Source organism: Streptomyces sp. NPDC039480 (genome assembly GCF_055597165.1).
Map to the genome: position 1 here is coordinate 371,911 of NZ_JBVITX010000007.1, position 16,624 is coordinate 388,534.

The following is a 16,624-nucleotide window of genomic DNA, read 5'->3' on the forward strand; positions in this document are numbered from 1 at the left end:
GCCGCATGCCGGAGGACGGAAGGGACCGGAAGAGGAAGGCAGGGAGTGGTATGAGCGAGGACACCCGGAGCGATGTCTACGCCGAGCTGGCCGCCGTCGGACCCTACGGCGTGCACCCGGGGCACGCCCTGATCACCCTGGTCGAACCGCACCCGGGGCACGAGTTCGCGTACAACCGCTGGTACGAGGACGACCACTACTACGCCGGCGCGATGGCCATGCCCTGGATGTACGCGGGGCGCCGCTGGGTGGCCACGCGCGAGCTCCAGCTCCTGCGCTATCCCGACAAGTCCGCGGTGGCCGAGCCGGTCACCGCGGGGTGCTACCTCTCCACGTACTGGGTGACGGACGGCCGCTACGACGACCACATGAAGTGGACCGTCGGCATCAACAAGCGGCTCAACCGCGACGGCCGGGTCTACCAGGACCGCACGCACGTCTTCACCGCCTTCCAGGACCACGAGGCGACCGTCTACCGGGACGGCGCGGCGGGACCGCGCGACTTCCACGCGCTCGATCATCCGTACCGCGGCCTCGTCCTCGAAGTCATCGACGCCGAAGGCCCACAGGAGCGGGCCGGACTGCTGGAGTGGCTGCGGTCCCGGCATCTGCCGCGGGCCCTCGCGGGCTCACCCGCCGCGATGGTCACGCTGTTCCGGCCGACACCGCTGCCGGGGGACCGCATGACGTACGTGAAACAGGTCGAGGGCGTCGACACCCGGCTGACGCTGCTGTGGTTCCTGGCGGAAGATCCGCGGGAGTGCTGGGAGGCGCACTTCACCGGGCGCGACGCGGCGGTGGCGGAGTCGGGGCTCGGGCGGGTGGAGCTGGTCGCGCCGTTCATCCCGACGGTGCCGGGGACGGACACCTACGTCGACGCGCTGCGCTGACGGGGCCCGCGGCGGCCCGGACGCGAAGCGCGGGCAGAGCCGAGCCCCCTCGGCCGGGACGGCGGGCCAGTCGAGAGGGCTCACTACGGAACTGCTCGTGCGGTACTGCCTATGCGGTTGTTCCTTCTGGTGCTTCGCTTGCTCTGCGTGCTTTGTGTACTTCGCTGGTGTGCGCAGTCGTCTCACGCGAGGCCGGCAGCCCCCCGGCCCACCTCGGTGACGAACGCGTTCCACGACTCGGTGGGGAAGGCCAGGACCGGGCCCTCGACGACCTTGGAGTCGCGCACGGAGATCCCGTGCCGCACGGGGGACTTGACCTCGACGCACGCGCCGTTACCGGTCGAGTAGGAGGACTTGACCCACGTGTGCGAAGTACCTTGCTGAATCGCCATGTTCGCTCCGGTTTTTCCGATCGATGAGTGGCCACCGCCGCAAACTCTGCGGTGGCGGCGCCAACGCTCTTGCTCGATGGCGTGAATGACGCTACTCGCCAACTTCGTGGCGTGAAGGGATCGTTCACTCAACCGGATGGCATATTCCAGTGGGGTCTTACGCGCCGACCGGGCAAGGGTGTACCGTGCGGCGCTTCCCCCGAGAAGACCCGGAAATGCAGCGGGCACAGCCTCGGCGGACACAGCCTCAGCGGGCGTAGTCCTTCGCGATCTCCGCGATGAGCTGTCTGGACTGCTCCACGTTGAGCGCCTGGGCCCGCAGATGCTCGTACATGACGCTGTACTGCTGGACGTCGTTCGCCTTCTCCAGGTACAGGTCGCTGGTGACGCCCTCGATGTAGACGACGCTGGAGTCGGCGGCGTCGGGGAACTCCAGGATCGCGTACTGACCGTTGAGCCCCGGGTGCGCGCCCATCTCGAAGGGGATCACCTGCACCGTCACGTGCGGCAGCTGGGACTGCTCGACGAGATGTTCCAGCTGGTCGCGCATGAGATGACGGGAGCCGACGACGCGGCGCAGCGCCGACTCGTCGAGGACGGTCCACAGGCGCAGCGGGTTGTCCGGCGCCGCGATGCGCTCCTGACGGCGCATGCGCACCTGGACGCGCTTCTCGATGTCGGTCGGCGTGGTCTCCGGGAGCGCGCCGGTGATCAGCGCCTCCGCGTACGCGCGGGTCTGCAGCAGACCGGGGACGACCTGCGGGTCGTACACGCGCAGGGACGCGGCGTCGGTCTCCAGGCCGATGTACACGCTGTAGGGGATGTCGCCGAAGGAGTGCCACCAGCCCTGCTGGCGCGAGTCCTTCGCCATCTGCATGAGCGAGTCGACGACCCGGTGGTCCTCCACCTCGTAGACACCGCACAGATCGCGGACGTCGCGCTGGCTGATCGAACGGCGGCCGTTCTCCAGGCGGCTGATCTTCGACTGCGAGACGAGCAGGCGCTCGGCGACCTCCTCGGCCGTCATGCCCTTGAGCTCGCGGAGCCGACGGAGCTCCTGGCCCAACCGGCGTCGCCTGACAGTGGGATTGACATTGGACGCCACGGGACGTGCACCTCCGGCTTGCCTGCCTCTACTTTGCGTATCTACTGCTCAGCAGAGTGCCACCAACGAGGCCGGCACCGCTGGGAAACAGCGGATGATGCGAACGTGCGGGCGGATGTGCGAAGGGTGCGGCCTGCGGCGCCGAAAGACGTGCGGCCGCGCGGGGCGGTGGCACCGGGGTGTCGTCGTCCGGACGGTCCGGTGTCACTCCCCGCGCGGCTCAGCGGCTCCCGAACCGGGTCTGGGGGACTGCGGTGCGGCGCTGATACGGGTGGTGCTGAGCGGTTGCGCGATGGTGGTGCGTGGTTACGTGCTGGTGGTGCGTGGTGCGTGGTGCGTGGTGCGTGGTGCCGTACTCGTGGTGCGTGTGACGAGATGGTGCCGAGCCGTGCTCAGTGAGCGACGGCGCGTGCCATGGATCCGCGGCGCGGCTGCATCGGCACCCCGCCGGGGTCCGCTGTCGCCCTGGCCGGTTGCCGGCCACCGCCCGGTCCCTGGGGACCCGCCGGTGCGGCGCTGCGGCGCGGCTGAGCCGCCACGCCGTTCTGGACGTCCATCACGGCGTGCGCCACGAGGCCGCCCATGGGGTCGTGCCTGATGAGGTCCCGGAGCCGGGAGCGCGATGAACGCCCCTCGTTCCCCGGGTACAGATGCTTGCCGAGACCGACCGCGTGGGCCAGGGCGGCGAGCGCGGCGGTCCGCGGGTCCGGCGGTACACCGGTGCGGATCGCCGAATCGAGCCGGGACCTGATTTCCCGGCTGATGGCCGTCTCCGTCGCTTGGTAGCGCGTCGTCGGCAGCACCCCGCACATCTGGCCCGCCACGGCATGAACCATGCCGCACCGCTCCAGGTGCGAGAGGTACGTCTGGCGGAGCCCCAGTCGGGGCCCGCCGATCCAGTGGACCGCCCGGACCGGGCTGCCGCGCCTGCGCAGCAGTTCCAGTGCGGAGTCCAATGTCGGATCTCCGGTCGGCCGTGGCATCACCACGGCGATACGATCCCCGTCTGGGGCTATCCGTCCGGCCAGCGCCAGCTCCACTAGCTGTGCTCCGGCCAGACCGAGGTCGAGCGACTGCGGCTGCGCTGTGGTGCCCGTGGCCGGGTCCAAAGCGAGCAGCAGAAGCTCCTCCGGAATTGTTCTGCGGCTCCTGCCCATCCATGCCTCCCCGCGTGGATGAATGACAGGGTGACCCCTCTCACATTGGTCTGTCGAGAGCGCGTGGGCGGGATGTACGGGAACCAGTAGGTATGTCGTTCTCGTCTACCACGGGGGTTAAGCCCTCACACAGGACACTGGTACACGGTTCGGACAGTGGCGTCCGGCCGGATTTGGCGCACGGTCAGCACACGGCAAGCATCAGCATCGGCAAACGGCATGGCGTACGAGGAGGCATCGGTGGCGGGCGAGACCCCCGACAGATCGAAGCAGCGGAAGTCGTCGGGGAACCCGACCGGGGCGGAGTCCTCCGAGCCGGCGCCGGAGGAACGCGACCCGCGTCTCGCGATCACCCGCGAGACGCCGCAGGTGCGGGAGGACCGGGCGACCGCCGTCTTCTCGACGAAGGACGTCGCTGAGGCGGCGGCCGGTTCCGACGGCTCCGACGACCCGGAGGAGAGCGACGGTCCCGGGAAGACCGGTGACTCCGGTGAGACCGGTGAGGCCGGGGCGGAGGAAGCCCCGAAGGGCGAGGGTGACGCGCGGCTGCGCAACGCGGTGGCGGCGTGGGTCGCGACCTCGGACGAGCCGGAGCCGGACGCCGAGTCGGACCCGGACCCGGAGTCGGAGTCGGCGAAGGAAGGTTCCGACGAGGCCGAAGCGCAAGCGGAAGCCGAATCGGAAGCCTCCGATGAAGCCGACGTCCCGGAGACCAAGACCGAGGCCGAGGCCGAAACCGCGGACGCCCCGGACGACGACGCCCCGGACGACGACGCCCCGGACGACGACACCCCGGACAAGGGCGACGACGCCCCCAAGTCCACCGGCGTCGACCAGGCCACGGCCGTCTTCAAGGCCCCCGGCAAGCCCGTCGACCAGCCCACCACCATGCTCAAGCTGGGCGATCACAAGACCCCCGAGAGCAAGAGCAAGACCCCCGAGAGCGAGGACAAGGCTCCCGAGGGCAAGGCTGCAAAGGGAACTGCAAAGCCCGAGGCCGACGCCGAGCGGACCAGTAAGTTCGTCGCGCTGAAGCCGCTCGACGAGCCGTCCTCCCGCACCGCGCCCAAGGCGGCCCCCAAGGCGACCCCCAAGCCGGAGCCCACCGCCAAGCCCGAGCCCAAGGCGGACAAGCCCGAGCCCAAGACGGGCAAGGGCGGGCAGAAGGACGCCCCGAAGTGGGCGGCCGCCTCGGCCTCCGCCCCGGCATCGGCCTCCGCCCCGGCCGGGCCCCCGTCGCCCCCGCCCGCGGAGCGCACCACCCAGCAGCCTCTGCCCCCCAAGCCGCCCATCGACCTGCTCGCGGAGCTGACCAACACCCCGCCGCCGCCGGAGACCCCCGTCCGCACCGCCGTGCGCCGGGTCAAGATCTGGACGCCGCTGGTGCTGCTCCTCGTGGTCGTCTTTGCAGTCGTACAGGCCGTACGCCCGCTGCCGACGCCCACCCTGAAGCTCACCGCGCAGCAGTCCGTGTCCTTCGAGGGCGGCAAGCCGAGCCTGCCGTGGCCGGCCGACGGCCAGGCCGCGATGGACGTCAACGGCATCGGCTCGTTCGGCACGTCGGGCGCCCAGAAGCCCGTGCCGATCGCGAGCATCGCCAAGGTCATGACGGTCTACCTCGTCCTGCGCGACCACCCGCTGAAGAAGGGTGAGGACGGCCCGAAGATCCCGATCGACGCCGCCGCGCAGAAGCACTACGAGACCGGCAAGCCGGAGAACGAGTCCGTCGTCAAGGTCACCGAGGGCCAGAAGATCACCGAGTACGAGGCGCTGCAGGCGGTCATGCTGCCGTCCGCCAACAACATCGCCAAGCTGCTCGCCCGCTGGGACACCAAGAGCGGCTCCGAGGACGCGTTCGTCGCCAAGATGAACAAGACCGCCAAGGAGCTGGGGATGAAGAACACCCACTACACGGACCCCAGCGGCCTCGACAAGACGACCGTCTCGACCGCCGAGGACCTGGTGAAGCTGGGCCGGGCGGCCATGGAGAACCCCGTCTTCGCCGAGATCTCCCAGCAGCGCAGCTACGTCGACCTCAACGGCGACAAGCAGAACAATTTCTTCGGCCTCGTGCCGACCGTCGCCGTCGGCATCAAGACCGGCACCACCACCGCGGCCGGGGGCAACATCCTCTTCGCCGCGGAGAAGGTGGTCGACGGCAAGACGCAGACGATCATCGGCGCGGCCCTCGGCCAGTACGGGAAGAACGGCGTCGCCAACATCGACCAGGTCACCGGCGTCACCCGCAAGCTCATCGAGGCCGGTCAGGACGCCCTCACGGCCAAGACCATCGTGAAGAAGGGCGCCGTCGTCGGGCAGGTGGACGACGGTCTGGGCGGCACGACACCGCTCGTCGCCACCAAGGACGTCTCCGCGGTGGGCTGGTCCGGACTGACCGTGAAGCTGCGGCTCGACGACAACAAGGGCAAGTCCGTCCCGCACACGGCGAAGGCGGGCACCAAGGTCGGCGTGCTGAGCGTCGGCGACGGCAAGGGCGACGCCGTCGAGGTGCCGGTCGCGCTCAAGGAGGACCTCAGCGAACCGGGCTTCGGCGCCAAGCTGACCCGCGTCGGCTGAGACTGCGGCAGAGCACCGCGAGGGGAGGTCCGCCCCCGGGCCTCCCCTCGCGCGCGCGTGCTAGCGTCACAAGCTCGGGGGTGGTACGCCGGGGCGGAGGACGAGTGTTCCGGGACGAACTCTCGTCGGCACGAAACCCCGGGTACTCCGGATACAAGGACGACACGGGGAGAGCCTCCAGTGGCCACTGCGGAGCCGACGCGCGCCGACGACGCCGCCGCCGCGCCTGAGCAGGGCGGCGGCCGCCGCACCGGTGCGCGAATAAAGCTGCCGGCCCAGCGCCGCGCGCCCGAGAGCGGGCCCGACGCCCCGTGGCAGCAGCGCTTCCTGCGCCACCCGGTGACCATCACGACGATCGTCGCCGGCGTGCTGCACATCGTCTGGTTCTTCGTCTTCGCCAACAGCGGCGGCGACCTCGCGGCGCAGGACGCCTGGGCCGAGTTCGTCGGCAGGCACCCCGACTCGGCGTACAACCTCGCCTGGTACGGCGGCATGCACCCGGTGTCGTACAGCGTCGTCTCGCCGTACCTGATGTCGGTGCTCGGCGTGCGGACGACGATGATGATCGCCGGCACCGTCTCCGCGGCGCTGCTCACGATGATCCTCATGCGCAGCCGGGCGGTGAAGCAGCTGCTGTGGCCGGTCGTCGCGGGCCTCTTCGCGCTGCTGTGCAACGCCGTGTCGGGCCGCGTGACCTACGGCCTCGGCCAGATGTTCGCGCTGATGGCGGTCGCCGCCGTCTTCTGCTGGCCGCACCGCTGGCGGTACAAGCGGTGGGCGAAGGCGCTGGTCGCCGCCCCGTTCGCGGCGCTCGCGACGATGGGCAGCCCGGTGGCCGGGCTCTTCGTCGGTCTCGTCGCCGTCGCGCTGTTCCTCAGCAAGCGCTACCCGGGCGCGTACGCGCTGGGCATCGCGCCGTCCGTCGTGGTGGGTCTCTCCGCGTGGCTCTTCCCGTTCTCCGGCACGCAGCCGATGTCGTTCGGCTCGGCGTCGCTGCCGCTGATCAGCGCCGTCCTCGTCTACTTCCTCGTGCCGAAGCAGTGGAAGACCGTGCGGATCACCACCGCCGTGTACGCGGCGTTCGTGCTCGGCGTCTGGCTGATCAGCTCGCAGATCGGCTCCAACATCTCGCGCCTCGCGATGTGCTTCACGGGCGTCGCGCTGCTCGCCGCGCTGCCGTACACCGTGCCGAAGTCCCGCAAGTGGTACGTGATCATCGTGGCGTTCGTCGGCTTCACCGGCTGGATCGGCTTCAAGGCCGTCGACGACATCGTGCACACCCGCTCCGACGCCTCCTGGACGCGTGAGGTCGCCCCGCTGGTGAACGAGCTGAAGGAGCGGGGCGCGGCCAAGGGCCGGGTCGAGGTCGTGCCGGCCCGCAGCCACCGCGAGGCGTCCGCGCTCCCCGCGTACGTCCAGCTCGCGCGCGGCTGGAACCGGCAGGCCGACATGGAGCGCAACCCGCTCTTCTACGACGACACCCTCAACTCCGCGAACTACCACGAGTGGCTGCAGCGCTGGTCCGTGCATTACGTGGCGCTCCCCAAGGGCGAGCCCGACGGCGACGGCGGCAAGCGCGAGGCGCAGCTCATCACGGACGGGCTGCCGTATCTGAAGAAGGTGTGGGTCGACACCAACTGGCAGCTGTACGAGGTCGTCGACCCGCGGCCGCTCGTCGAGCCGAACGCCGTCGTGGAGCGCGCCGAGCAGGGCGAGATGACGCTCCGCGTGGACAAGCCGGGCCGCATCCTGATCCGCATCCCGTACTCGCCGTGGCTGAGCGTCGTCGACGCCAAGGGCAAGGGCGTCGAGCGGCCCCAGGAGACCGAGGCGTCGAAGCGGCAGCGGGAGCTGAACGAGAAGCGCCCGAAGAAGTACGAGAACGTCCACGGCTGTCTGGTGGAGGCCCGCGAGGACCAGGCCGGCGACAAGTGGGTCGAGCTGCTCGCCCCGAAGGCCGGCACCTACCGGCTCGGCTCGCCCTACCAGCTGCCCCGCGGCACGCCCTGCCCGGAGGAACTGGCGCGCTGAGACAGGCTCTCAGCCGCCCGGCGGCGCGCAGATCCCGGATTCGGGCAGCCGTCCCGGGCCCGCGTCCGCCGCGGCCTCCGTGCGCACGGTGTCCAGCTGGCCGAGGAGCTCGTCGAGCCGGTCCCCGGACGGCTGTCTGAAGTGCTGCAGGACGGCCCGGTGGAACGCGTCGCGGACGCCCGGCGGCATCACGTCCGAGGCGTCGAAGCAGAGCGTGCGGGCCTTGTCGGTGAGGATCTCCGCGATGCGCCGCCCGGTCGGGTCGGTCGGCTGCGGGTCGGTCGCGTCGGGGAAGAACGGCCGCAGCTCGTCCGCCGCCCCGGCCCGCCACAGCGTGCGGGCCCGCTTGCTCGACAGGCGGTCGACGAGCGCGCGGGCCGCCGGTTCCCCGGTGAACACGGCGGCCATGTCGCCCGCCACCTCATAGGCACCGTCGTAGGCGGGGCTGCCGTCGAGGAAGCCCGCCGCCGGGTCGACGCGGACCCGTTTGTCCGCGTACACGTAGCGGATGAAGGCGCTCTGGTGCTCGTGCGTGCAGCGGGGCCGGAAGGAGTCGAGGAGCCCGCGCGGGCCGCCCGCGCCCTTGCCGTCGCCCTTCGCCGGGTCCGCCGTCCCCTCGTACGACGTGGTCAGCGACCGGTCGATCGACGCCTTGGAGCGGTCGCCGAGGAGTTCTGCCCACGTCGTCCACGCCCTGCGGACCCGCGGATCGCGCCAGCTGAGCCGTCCGACGGCCCATTCCGTGTACGTCGCGGGGCCCGCCTGGTGCAGCAGGATGTCCTCGACCCAGTCGGTGCCCGGCCAGCCCGACGTGGCCTGCGAGGCGAGTCCCACGCACCACTCGGGGGCCGCGGCCGACCGGCCCTCCTTGCTCCACACCAGGCTCTTGAGGTCGACCTTCAGCGGCACCCAGTAGGTGCGGCGCATGCCGTTCACGTCGAGACGCGGGGCCCAGGGCGGGTAGGCGCGGGCGGTGGCGGCGCGGTCGAGGGGGGTGAGGCGGTTGGCGCGGGCGTACTCGGTGAGTTCCCCGATGCTGTTGAGGATCGCGACGTCCGGCGGGTCGCCCGCCTCCAGCTGGGCGACGAGCGTCTCCCGCAGGGAACGGGTCCCCTGATAGGTGTACGTCCGGCCCGTGCCGTCGTCGAGTCGGTGCAGCATCGCCTCGAACGCGTCGCCCTCGGGACCGGTCCAGGGGCCGAGCACGACGAGCGTGTCGGGCCGCGTGCCGCCGCAGGCCCCGGCGGTGACGGCCGTGACGGCGAGCAGGCAGGCCGCGACGCAGGCGCGGAGCACGGGGTGCGGGCGGCTCGTGCGGCGGCTCATGCGGTGGCTCCTGAACGGGAGATGAGGACGTACTCGCGGCGGTAGGCGTACAGCGTGCCGCCCATGACGGCCGCGCAGAGCAGACCGGTGGGCGTCACCCACGGCGCGGCCCCGTCCAGCGCGGCGAGGCGGCCCTCGGCCAGGTCGCGCCGGACGCGCTCCTCCAGGACCTGGATCAGCAGGGGGTGGCGCTCGCCGAAGGGCTGCTCGTCGATGGTCGACTCGACCGCGGGTGACGTACGGGCGGCCAGCTCGTCCGCCGTGGACACCACGCGCTGCTGAGCCCGGTGGGCGAGCACGGCGTCGGCCGCCAGGAACGGCAGCGCGAGCAGCGGCACGGCCGCGGCAAGGAGCGGGACGCTGACGTGCAGACGCAGCCGGTGGCGCAGGAACAACTGGGTGCGCCACAGGCCGACCGCGAGCAGGACGAGGGCGAGCGCGGCGACGGCACCCGCGGCGAGCACGCCGCCGCCGGGCGCCGCCCGGTCCGCGAGCCTGCCGCGCAGCCGGTCCTCCAGGGTGGAGATGCGGTCCACGACCGCGGTCGCGTCGGAATCGGAGCCGGTGTCGGGGCGGCAGGGCGGATAGCCGTCCGCGTCCGTCTCCTCGGCGGGCCCGGGGGTGGAGCAGAGCATGCTGCGGGCGTACGAGAGTCCGGCGTCGCGCAGCGCGGGGTCGCCGACGTTGTTCTGGGCGAAGGCGATCCAGTTGCCGTAGTCGACGACGAGCCCGGAGACGACGTCGAGCTCCTGGCGTTCCGCGGTGGTCAGGGCGCCGCTGCGGGCCACCTGGTTGAGGCGCTGCACCGCCCGGGTGGTGCGCGTGCTGTACCGCTTGCTGAGCCCGCCGAGCCGCACCGCCTCCCCGGCGCGCAGGCTCTCCCCGGCCTCGCGGTCGGCGATCCGCAGCGACGTCTCGGCCTCGGCGAGCCCGACGAGCGCGGGCGCGAAACTGTCCCCCAGCTCCGCCGACCCCGCCCGCACGTCCCCGTACGCCCACCCGAAGGTGACGGCCACGACGACGGTGAGCACCGGCAGCGCGATGAGCCGCTCCCGCAAGTAGGCGCGGTTGCGCGGCCGTTCGGCGAGCGGCGTGGGCCACACGTGGCGGCGCAGCGCGCGCAGCAGCTCGCCGACGAGCGGCGGGGCGGTGTGTGCGGTGCGTGCGGGGCTGGTCATCGGGGGCCGCCGGGGAGGACCGTCGTGCTCGACTGGATACGGGCCGCCTCCACGTCGAACTTGGTGATGCGGTCACGGAGTTCGACCGCGCCACGGGCCGGGTCCCGGACGCGGACGAGGCGGCGCAGGTGGTCCTGCATGGCGGTGTCGCCCGTCTCGACGGCGAGCCGCCAGGCCGTGCCGAGCAGGGTCTCGGCCGCCGCGCGCCTGCCGTGCTTCAGCTCGGCGCAGGCCTCCTCGAAGGTGCGGTGCAGCTCCTCCTCGTGCCGGTAGTGGGCGACCTGGGGGTCGAGCCGGCTGTAGAGGTCCGCGTCGTCGGTCCAGCGCATCAGCACGGGCTGGGGCGCGGGGAGCCGCAGGCCGGTGGGCGGTGCGGTGTCCGTGTCCAGCTCCACCTCCGTCAGGAGGAGCTCCTTGCCGGTCTGGGCGGGGTCGTAGGGCACGCCGACGCAGAGCAGATAGGCGCGGGTCTCCTCGCCGCACGGGCCGATGTCGTACTCGTGGACAGGCCCGCCCGCGCCCGTGCCGACGCCGGACAGGTCGACGTGGTCGGGGCTGAGCGCGACCCGTGTCGGGTGGACCTGTTCGAAGGAGTGCGGGCGCACCCCGGCGCGGTGGTAGAGGCGCAGCCGGAGGCCGGTGACGTCGCGGTCGGCGGCCCGCCCGGTGAGCGAGGCCAGCTCGTCCGGCAGCCGCGTCAGGTCCGCCACGGCACGGATGCGGCCCCCCAACGTCCGCGCGATGAGGAGGAGTTCCTCGGTCTCCCAGGCGTCCCCGATGCCCACGACGTCGCAGACGAAGGCCCGCGCGCACCGCTCGACGCGCTCGTGCAGTTCCGCGCGCGTCTCGTAGCCCGGTTCGTTCTTGCCGTCGGTGAGCAGCAGCGCGTGGCGTACGTAACCGCCGGCGTCCGGGGCGGGCAGCTCGCGGAAGAGCTGCCGGGCGCGCTCCAGCCAGGTGCCCATGGCGGTGCCGCCGCCCGGGGTGCAGTCGTGCAGGGCGGCCTCGGCGGCGGCCCGCGACTCGGCGTGCGCGACGGCGAGGCCGGGCCGTCTCGGGTAGATCATCGCGGTCCTGTCGCCGCCCGCGACGAGGGCGAACAGCGAGCCGTCGGGGATACGGGCCAGCGCGCTGACGGCGGCGGCGCGGGCGGCGGCGAGTCGGCTCGGCGGCATCACCATCGAGGAGGAGTGATCAATAAGCAACACCTCAACAAGCCGCGCCGCACCCACCCTGCCCACACCGGCCGCCCCGCCCGCCCTGCCCGCACTGGCTGCGCCGCCCACACCGCCCACACCGCCCACACCGATCGCACCGGCCGCCCCGCCCGCACCGGCGGTCCCGCCCGCCCTGCCCGCACCGGCCTCACTGCCCGCACCGGCTGCACCGCCCGCCCCGCCCGCACCGGCCCCCAAGCCTGCACCCGTCCCCGCACCCGCCCCCTCGCCCGCGCCCTTTCCCTCCGCCGCGTCAGCCGTACCGCCCACCGGATGCGGCACCGTCGCGGCCCCCGGTGCCTTCGCGGCGTGCGGCGCCCTCGCCGTCCCCGGCCTGTGCACCGTCACCGTGAGGACGGCGTACATCCGTGCCGTCTCCTCCGCGTCCGGGGTGCGGGGCCGGGGGAGCTCGACGACCTGGCTCACCTCCAGGCCGACCGAGGCGGCCAGTTCCTGATCTTCTTGCCCAGCCATGGGGTGTCCTTGCCGAATCGGGAGTGCCGGAAGCCGAAGGGACGTACCGCGTAGGCGCGGTCCAGGAGGATCTCGGCGAGCGGTATGCCGGTGATGCCGGTGCCGTCGTCCGCGCCCGGCGCGTCCCGCGCGGCCTGGTGTGCGAGGCCGCGGTAGAAGCGGGACAGGTCGGTCCGCAGGGCCCGCTCGTCGGCGGGGAATTCGAGCAGCGGGTCGGCCTGCGCGGCGACGGCGCGCAGCTCGGAGGCGGTCATGCGGGGCCCGCCCCGCTCCGTCCCGCCGCCGGTGCCGGTGCCGGTCCCGGTGCCCGCGCCGAGCAGGCGGTGCGCCGCGCCCCACACCTCCGCCTTCATCCGTACGCGGGCCTGTTCGTCGGTCAGCCCGTGCGCGGAGAAGAGCTGGGCGAGCGCCCGCACCGCCGCGGCCAGGCCGTCGGCGTCCCGCGCGTGGTCGACGCGGATACGCACGGCGGCCGTACGGGCGGCGGTGCGGTGCCGGGAGTGCTGCGGCACCGCGTCCAGCGCGGCGATGGCGTCCGTGAGGGCGGCGGGGCCGCCGAGGGCGAGCCGCGCCCGGACCGCGCCGAACGCCGCGCTGCCCAGCGACGGATTGCGCAGCCGCACGGCCTCGTAGAAGGACAGGGCCTCGTGCAGGCGCCCGAGACGTTCGGCGCAGTGGCCGAGGGCCAGCTTCGGCGCGTACTCGCCGGGGATCGCGGCGTAGACGCGGTCGAAGTGGCCGCGGGCCTCCGGCACCCGGGAGCGGGCCAGCGCGAGGAGCCCGCGGTGCCAGTCGAGCCGCCAGTCGTGCGGGGCGTGCGCGGGCCCTATCGCACCCTCGGCCAGGGCGAGGGCGGTCTCGGCGCCGGTGAGCGCCCCGCCGTCGGTGCGCGGCGCGAGCCGCAGCCGCAGCCTGCACCGCAGCAGGTGCACCTCGGGGGAGTCCCGCCAGTCGCCGGTGTGCTGGAGCAGCGCCTCGGGGTCGTCGTCGCTGAGCCTGCTGAGCTCGCCGTGGTGGTCGTCGTCCGGGTCGGGGCGCGGCACCGGAAGGCGCCGGGCGACCTCGGGCGGGGCGGGCGCGGGGTGCTGGGGCGCGGTCGGCGGGGCCGCCCAGCGGGAGACGTCGGGGGCGGCGCCGAGCCCGCCGTCGAGCGCGTACGGGGACTGGAGGAAGAGCGGCGACGGCTCGAAGGTCTCGGCGCCGGTGCGCAGCGACCGCAGCTCGCGGAACACACCCCGTAGTTGCTCGTCCATCTCGCGGGCCGTGGCGAAGCGTCCGGCGCGCGCGGTGCGGGTGGCGCGGCGCAGGGCCCTGGCGAGGGAGACCAGGCCGAGGCCGCGGTGGTTGCCGGTGGCGTGGTGCCCGGCCGGGCCGGTGCCGGGCGCTTCGTTCAGCGGGTCGAGCGCCGCGAGGTCCGCCAGATCGTGGCGGGTGGCGCCGAGGCCGCACAGGGTGCGCAGCGTCTCGCCGAGGCTGAACAGGTCGTCCTGCGGCTGCGATTCGCCGTGCGGGCCGACGCTCGGGGCGCGGTACAGGGCGGTGGTGAGGCCGGGCGCGCCGGCGCGGCGGACGCTGCCGACGTCGACGAGTTTGGTGGTGGAGCCGTCGTGCATGACGTTCGGCGGCTTCAGGTCGCCGTACACCTTGCCGCGCTCGGGGGCGTGCAGATGGGCGAGCGCGCCGAGGATCCGCACGCCGTACGCGAGCACGAACTCCAGGAAGCGTTCGCGGCCGAACTCCTCGGGGTGCTCGTGCGCGCGGGCCCGCACCTCTTCGAGGTTGAGCCCGTCGACGTACTGGAGGACGAGGAAGTCGCCCACCCCGGCGTGGTGCCCGTAGTTGAACACGCGGATGAACCCGTCGTGGTTGAGCTCGACCAGTTCCTTGCGCTCGCCCCTGAGGAGGCTGTACGAGTCCGCGGCGAGCTCGGCGTGCAGCATCTTCACGGCGACGGCCCGGTCGTCGACCTTGGTGTCGTGGGCCAGGCAGACCTCGCCCATCCCGCCGTAGCCGAGCGGCCGCACGAGGCGGTACTGCCCGGCGAGCAGCGTGCCGGGCGGCAGCGGCAGCCCGCTGAGGGCGGGCGTGTCCGTGCTGCCCGTGCCGTCCGCGCTGTCCGCCCGGTCCAGGAGGGTGATCTCCGGCAGGACCGTGGGATCGGGGTGCTCCGGCGGCAGGACGACGCGGGCGGGGCGCGGCGGGGACGCGGCGACGCCCGGGGCGACGATCCACTCCTGGAAGGACTCCGGGGGCTCGGAGCCGGCCGGCAGCCCCGCACCGGCCGGCGGACGGGGCGTGCCGCTGCCGGGCCACTCCCGTTCCGCGGCCGAGTGCAGGCCGGTGTCCGGGTCGACGCGCTCGCCGCTGGCCAGGCAGTACCCGGTCGGCGTGACGGTGCCCGCGCAGCCGGGGTGCGGGCAGGACCTGACCGGTGTCACGCGTCACCCTCCGCCTCGGCGAGGCGCCGTACCACCCGGGCGAACGCCGTCACCGCCCGCTCGGCGTCGGCCAGCGGGCAGGGCCCCGCCATCAGGAGCTGCTGCGCCTCGCGGTAGGGCCCGACGGCGTCGGGGTGCTCGGCGAGGCCGCGCCGGGCGAGCCGCGCCAGATGGTCTCGGAGCAGCCCGCGCAGCCGCAGATGCTCGTCCAGTACGCCCCGTAGCTCGCTCTCGGCGCGCTCGGCCCGCAACAGGTAGGTGTCCACGGCCTGTTCGGCGTACGACAGCTTCTCCAGGAACCGCGGCCCGCCCCGCCCGGTCTGCGGCCGCAGTTCGTTGCTGAGCTGCACCGTCCACAGCGCGGCCCGCGCCGCGTACCCGGTGGCGACCGGCGGGTCGACTACGTGCGGCTCGACGCGGTGGAAGAGGCGCCGGGCCCTGCGCTCGCTGTCGGCGAGGGCGTCGACGCGGGTGCCGAGCCGCTGGAGCCACTGCGCGGCGCGCTCGGCGGGCAGCAGTTTCTCCGCGAGGGCGTAGGTGAAGCCGTGCGTGCTGGAGCGCACCACGAGCAGCAGCCGGGCGCCGGAGTCGGCCAGTTCGCCGAGTATGCGGGCCGCGGCGGCCGGTTCGGTGGCGGACCGGTCGGCGTAGAGCACGGCGACGGCGGGGCGGCGGCGCGGGGCGGTGTGCCGGCGTGCCGCGTGCCGCAGCTCGTGCCGCAGCACGGCGAGGGCCTCGCGCAGCTCCGGCTGACCGGGGTCCTCCAGGGCGGCGCCCTCCAGGTCGAGGACGAGCCCGATGCTGCCGACCCGGGGTGCGATGCCGGCACGCGACAGGAGCGAGTCGCCGCCCGCGCCCACCTCGACGGGCTGGACGGCCAGTTGGGGCGACTGTTCGCGGTCTGCCATGTTCAGGACGACGTACAGGGCCTGGCGTGCCCGGTCGTCGTCCTCGGCGATGAAGAGGACCTCGGTGTCCCAGGCGTCCGCATCGCCGTTCAGCCAGCGGGTGACGGTGCGCTGCAGGCCGTGCGGGCGGGCCGTGCGGGCCGCGTCCGCCGAGACGACGCGGTGGCCGGGGATGGCGTGCGGCCCGGTCACGTACCGCTCGGCGAACCGCCGGAAGTACTTGGCGACCGTCGCCGCCGGGATCATGTACCCGTGCTCGCCGCGCTCGTCGGCCTGCGCCAGGATGCCGAGCAGCCGGTCCGTGCCCTCCTCCCGCACGCCCGCCCCGCTGAACCCGCCCCGCAGCCGCTGCCCGGACCCGGCCCCCGCCCCGGCCCCCGCTCCCGTGAGGTCGATCTGCACCCGCTCGTCGCCCTGCCCGCCGGGCCCCCGGCAGGCACCGGTGAGCCACTGGCCGCCCGACTGGTACTCGGGGAACCCGTCGATGAGGACCGTGGCGCCCCGGTAGTCGAGCGTGCGGTGCAGGGTGACCGGTGAGGGCACGGGCGCGGGCCGGTCCAGGACGAGCACCGCGAGGTCGCCCTGCGCCTTGCCGAAGGAGGGCACCCAGTGCCCGGCCTCCACGGTCGCGGTGCGGTGCGGGGTCCTTGCCAGGCCCTGGAGCAGCGGGAACTCGACCCGCACGCGGTCGGGCCGCAGCCCCGTCGCCGGGTCGCGGATCACATGGGCGCAGGTGAGCACCCGGTCGGTGCCGAACAGCACCCCGGCGCCCAGCACGTCACCGCTGCCCGAGGCAGCCCACTGTCGCAGCCGGACACGCCAACTCGAATGGTCAAGCGGAGAGTTGACCCCGTCGGCGGCGGACACCGCATCCCCCTCCATGCTTCCTCAGAATAGGCGCGGTGCACGCCGATGACTCCTGGGCTGCATG

At 73.2% G+C, this 16,624-nt stretch carries 11 protein-coding genes; 3 read left to right on the forward strand and 8 right to left on the reverse strand.

Annotation, left to right across the window (positions count from 1 at the left end):
• Positions 1-50: 50 nt before the first annotated feature.
• Positions 51-890 carry a hypothetical protein gene (locus tag ACZ56E_RS23630; RefSeq protein ID WP_471217027.1) on the forward strand — a complete coding sequence of 280 codons (840 nt, stop codon included), beginning with the start codon at positions 51-53 and terminating at the stop codon, positions 888-890.
• Positions 891-1,072: 182 nt separating this feature from the next.
• On the opposite strand, the gene ACZ56E_RS23635 is transcribed toward ACZ56E_RS23630, so the two are convergent.
• From ACZ56E_RS23635 to ACZ56E_RS23645, 3 genes are all read right to left on the reverse strand, one after another.
• A complete protein-coding gene (locus ACZ56E_RS23635; protein ID WP_471217029.1) occupies positions 1,073-1,282 on the reverse strand; it encodes a DUF397 domain-containing protein in 210 nt (69 codons plus the stop codon).
• Between the two features lie 247 nt (positions 1,283-1,529).
• Positions 1,530-2,387, reverse strand: a complete 858-nt coding sequence (locus tag ACZ56E_RS23640; RefSeq protein ID WP_468610413.1) for a helix-turn-helix domain-containing protein — start codon at positions 2,385-2,387, stop codon at positions 1,530-1,532.
• 392 nt (positions 2,388-2,779) lie between these two features.
• Positions 2,780-3,544, reverse strand: coding sequence for a GOLPH3/VPS74 family protein (locus ACZ56E_RS23645; RefSeq protein WP_362999208.1), 765 nt, complete (start codon positions 3,542-3,544; stop codon positions 2,780-2,782).
• A gap of 219 nt (positions 3,545-3,763) precedes the next feature.
• Here ACZ56E_RS23645 and ACZ56E_RS23650 point away from each other — a divergent pair, with 219 nt between their 5' ends.
• The gene (locus ACZ56E_RS23650; RefSeq protein WP_471217031.1) at positions 3,764-6,121 is read left to right on the forward strand and encodes a D-alanyl-D-alanine carboxypeptidase; all 2,358 of its coding nucleotides are present in this window, start codon (positions 3,764-3,766) and stop codon (positions 6,119-6,121) included.
• Between the two features lie 180 nt (positions 6,122-6,301).
• Entirely contained in the window at positions 6,302-8,152 is a 1,851-nt protein-coding gene (locus ACZ56E_RS23655) for an MFS transporter (protein ID WP_471217033.1), read from the forward strand.
• Between the two features lie 9 nt (positions 8,153-8,161).
• Here ACZ56E_RS23655 and ACZ56E_RS23660 read toward each other — a convergent pair whose 3' ends face one another.
• The 5 genes from ACZ56E_RS23660 to ACZ56E_RS23680 are packed head-to-tail and all read right to left on the reverse strand — an operon-like array spanning position 8,162 to position 16,575.
• The gene (locus ACZ56E_RS23660) at positions 8,162-9,478 is read right to left on the reverse strand and encodes an extracellular solute-binding protein (RefSeq protein WP_471217035.1); all 1,317 of its coding nucleotides are present in this window, start codon (positions 9,476-9,478) and stop codon (positions 8,162-8,164) included.
• Positions 9,475-10,656, reverse strand: coding sequence for a hypothetical protein (locus ACZ56E_RS23665; RefSeq protein WP_471217037.1), 1,182 nt, complete (start codon positions 10,654-10,656; stop codon positions 9,475-9,477). Before ACZ56E_RS23665 ends, ACZ56E_RS23660 begins: the two co-directional genes overlap by 4 nt.
• Complete coding sequence (locus tag ACZ56E_RS23670) at positions 10,653-12,347, reverse strand: VWA domain-containing protein (protein ID WP_471217039.1); 1,695 nt, start codon at positions 12,345-12,347, stop codon at positions 10,653-10,655. The genes ACZ56E_RS23665 and ACZ56E_RS23670 overlap by 4 nt, the downstream gene beginning before the upstream one ends.
• Complete coding sequence (locus ACZ56E_RS23675) at positions 12,296-14,785, reverse strand: tetratricopeptide repeat protein (protein WP_471217041.1); 2,490 nt, start codon at positions 14,783-14,785, stop codon at positions 12,296-12,298. The genes ACZ56E_RS23670 and ACZ56E_RS23675 overlap by 52 nt, the downstream gene beginning before the upstream one ends.
• Positions 14,782-16,575 carry a trypsin-like peptidase domain-containing protein gene (locus ACZ56E_RS23680; RefSeq protein WP_471217043.1) on the reverse strand — a complete coding sequence of 598 codons (1,794 nt, stop codon included), beginning with the start codon at positions 16,573-16,575 and terminating at the stop codon, positions 14,782-14,784. Before ACZ56E_RS23680 ends, ACZ56E_RS23675 begins: the two co-directional genes overlap by 4 nt.
• Positions 16,576-16,624 lie beyond the last annotated feature (49 nt).

Bases quoted from the DNA above. Each gene is read 5' to 3' on its own strand.
- ACZ56E_RS23645 (WP_362999208.1), bottom strand. From the start codon at position 3,544: ATGGGCAGGAGCCGCAGAACAATTCCGGAGGAGCTTCTGCTGCTCGCT.
- ACZ56E_RS23650 (WP_471217031.1), top strand. From the start codon at position 3,764: ATGGCGTACGAGGAGGCATCGGTGGCGGGCGAGACCCCCGACAGATCG.
- ACZ56E_RS23680 (WP_471217043.1), bottom strand. From the start codon at position 16,575: ATGGAGGGGGATGCGGTGTCCGCCGCCGACGGGGTCAACTCTCCGCTT.
- ACZ56E_RS23665 (WP_471217037.1), bottom strand. From the start codon at position 10,656: ATGACCAGCCCCGCACGCACCGCACACACCGCCCCGCCGCTCGTCGGC.
- ACZ56E_RS23670 (WP_471217039.1), bottom strand. From the start codon at position 12,347: ATGGCTGGGCAAGAAGATCAGGAACTGGCCGCCTCGGTCGGCCTGGAG.
- ACZ56E_RS23630 (WP_471217027.1), top strand. From the start codon at position 51: ATGAGCGAGGACACCCGGAGCGATGTCTACGCCGAGCTGGCCGCCGTC.
- ACZ56E_RS23635 (WP_471217029.1), bottom strand. From the start codon at position 1,282: ATGGCGATTCAGCAAGGTACTTCGCACACGTGGGTCAAGTCCTCCTAC.
- ACZ56E_RS23660 (WP_471217035.1), bottom strand. From the start codon at position 9,478: ATGAGCCGCCGCACGAGCCGCCCGCACCCCGTGCTCCGCGCCTGCGTC.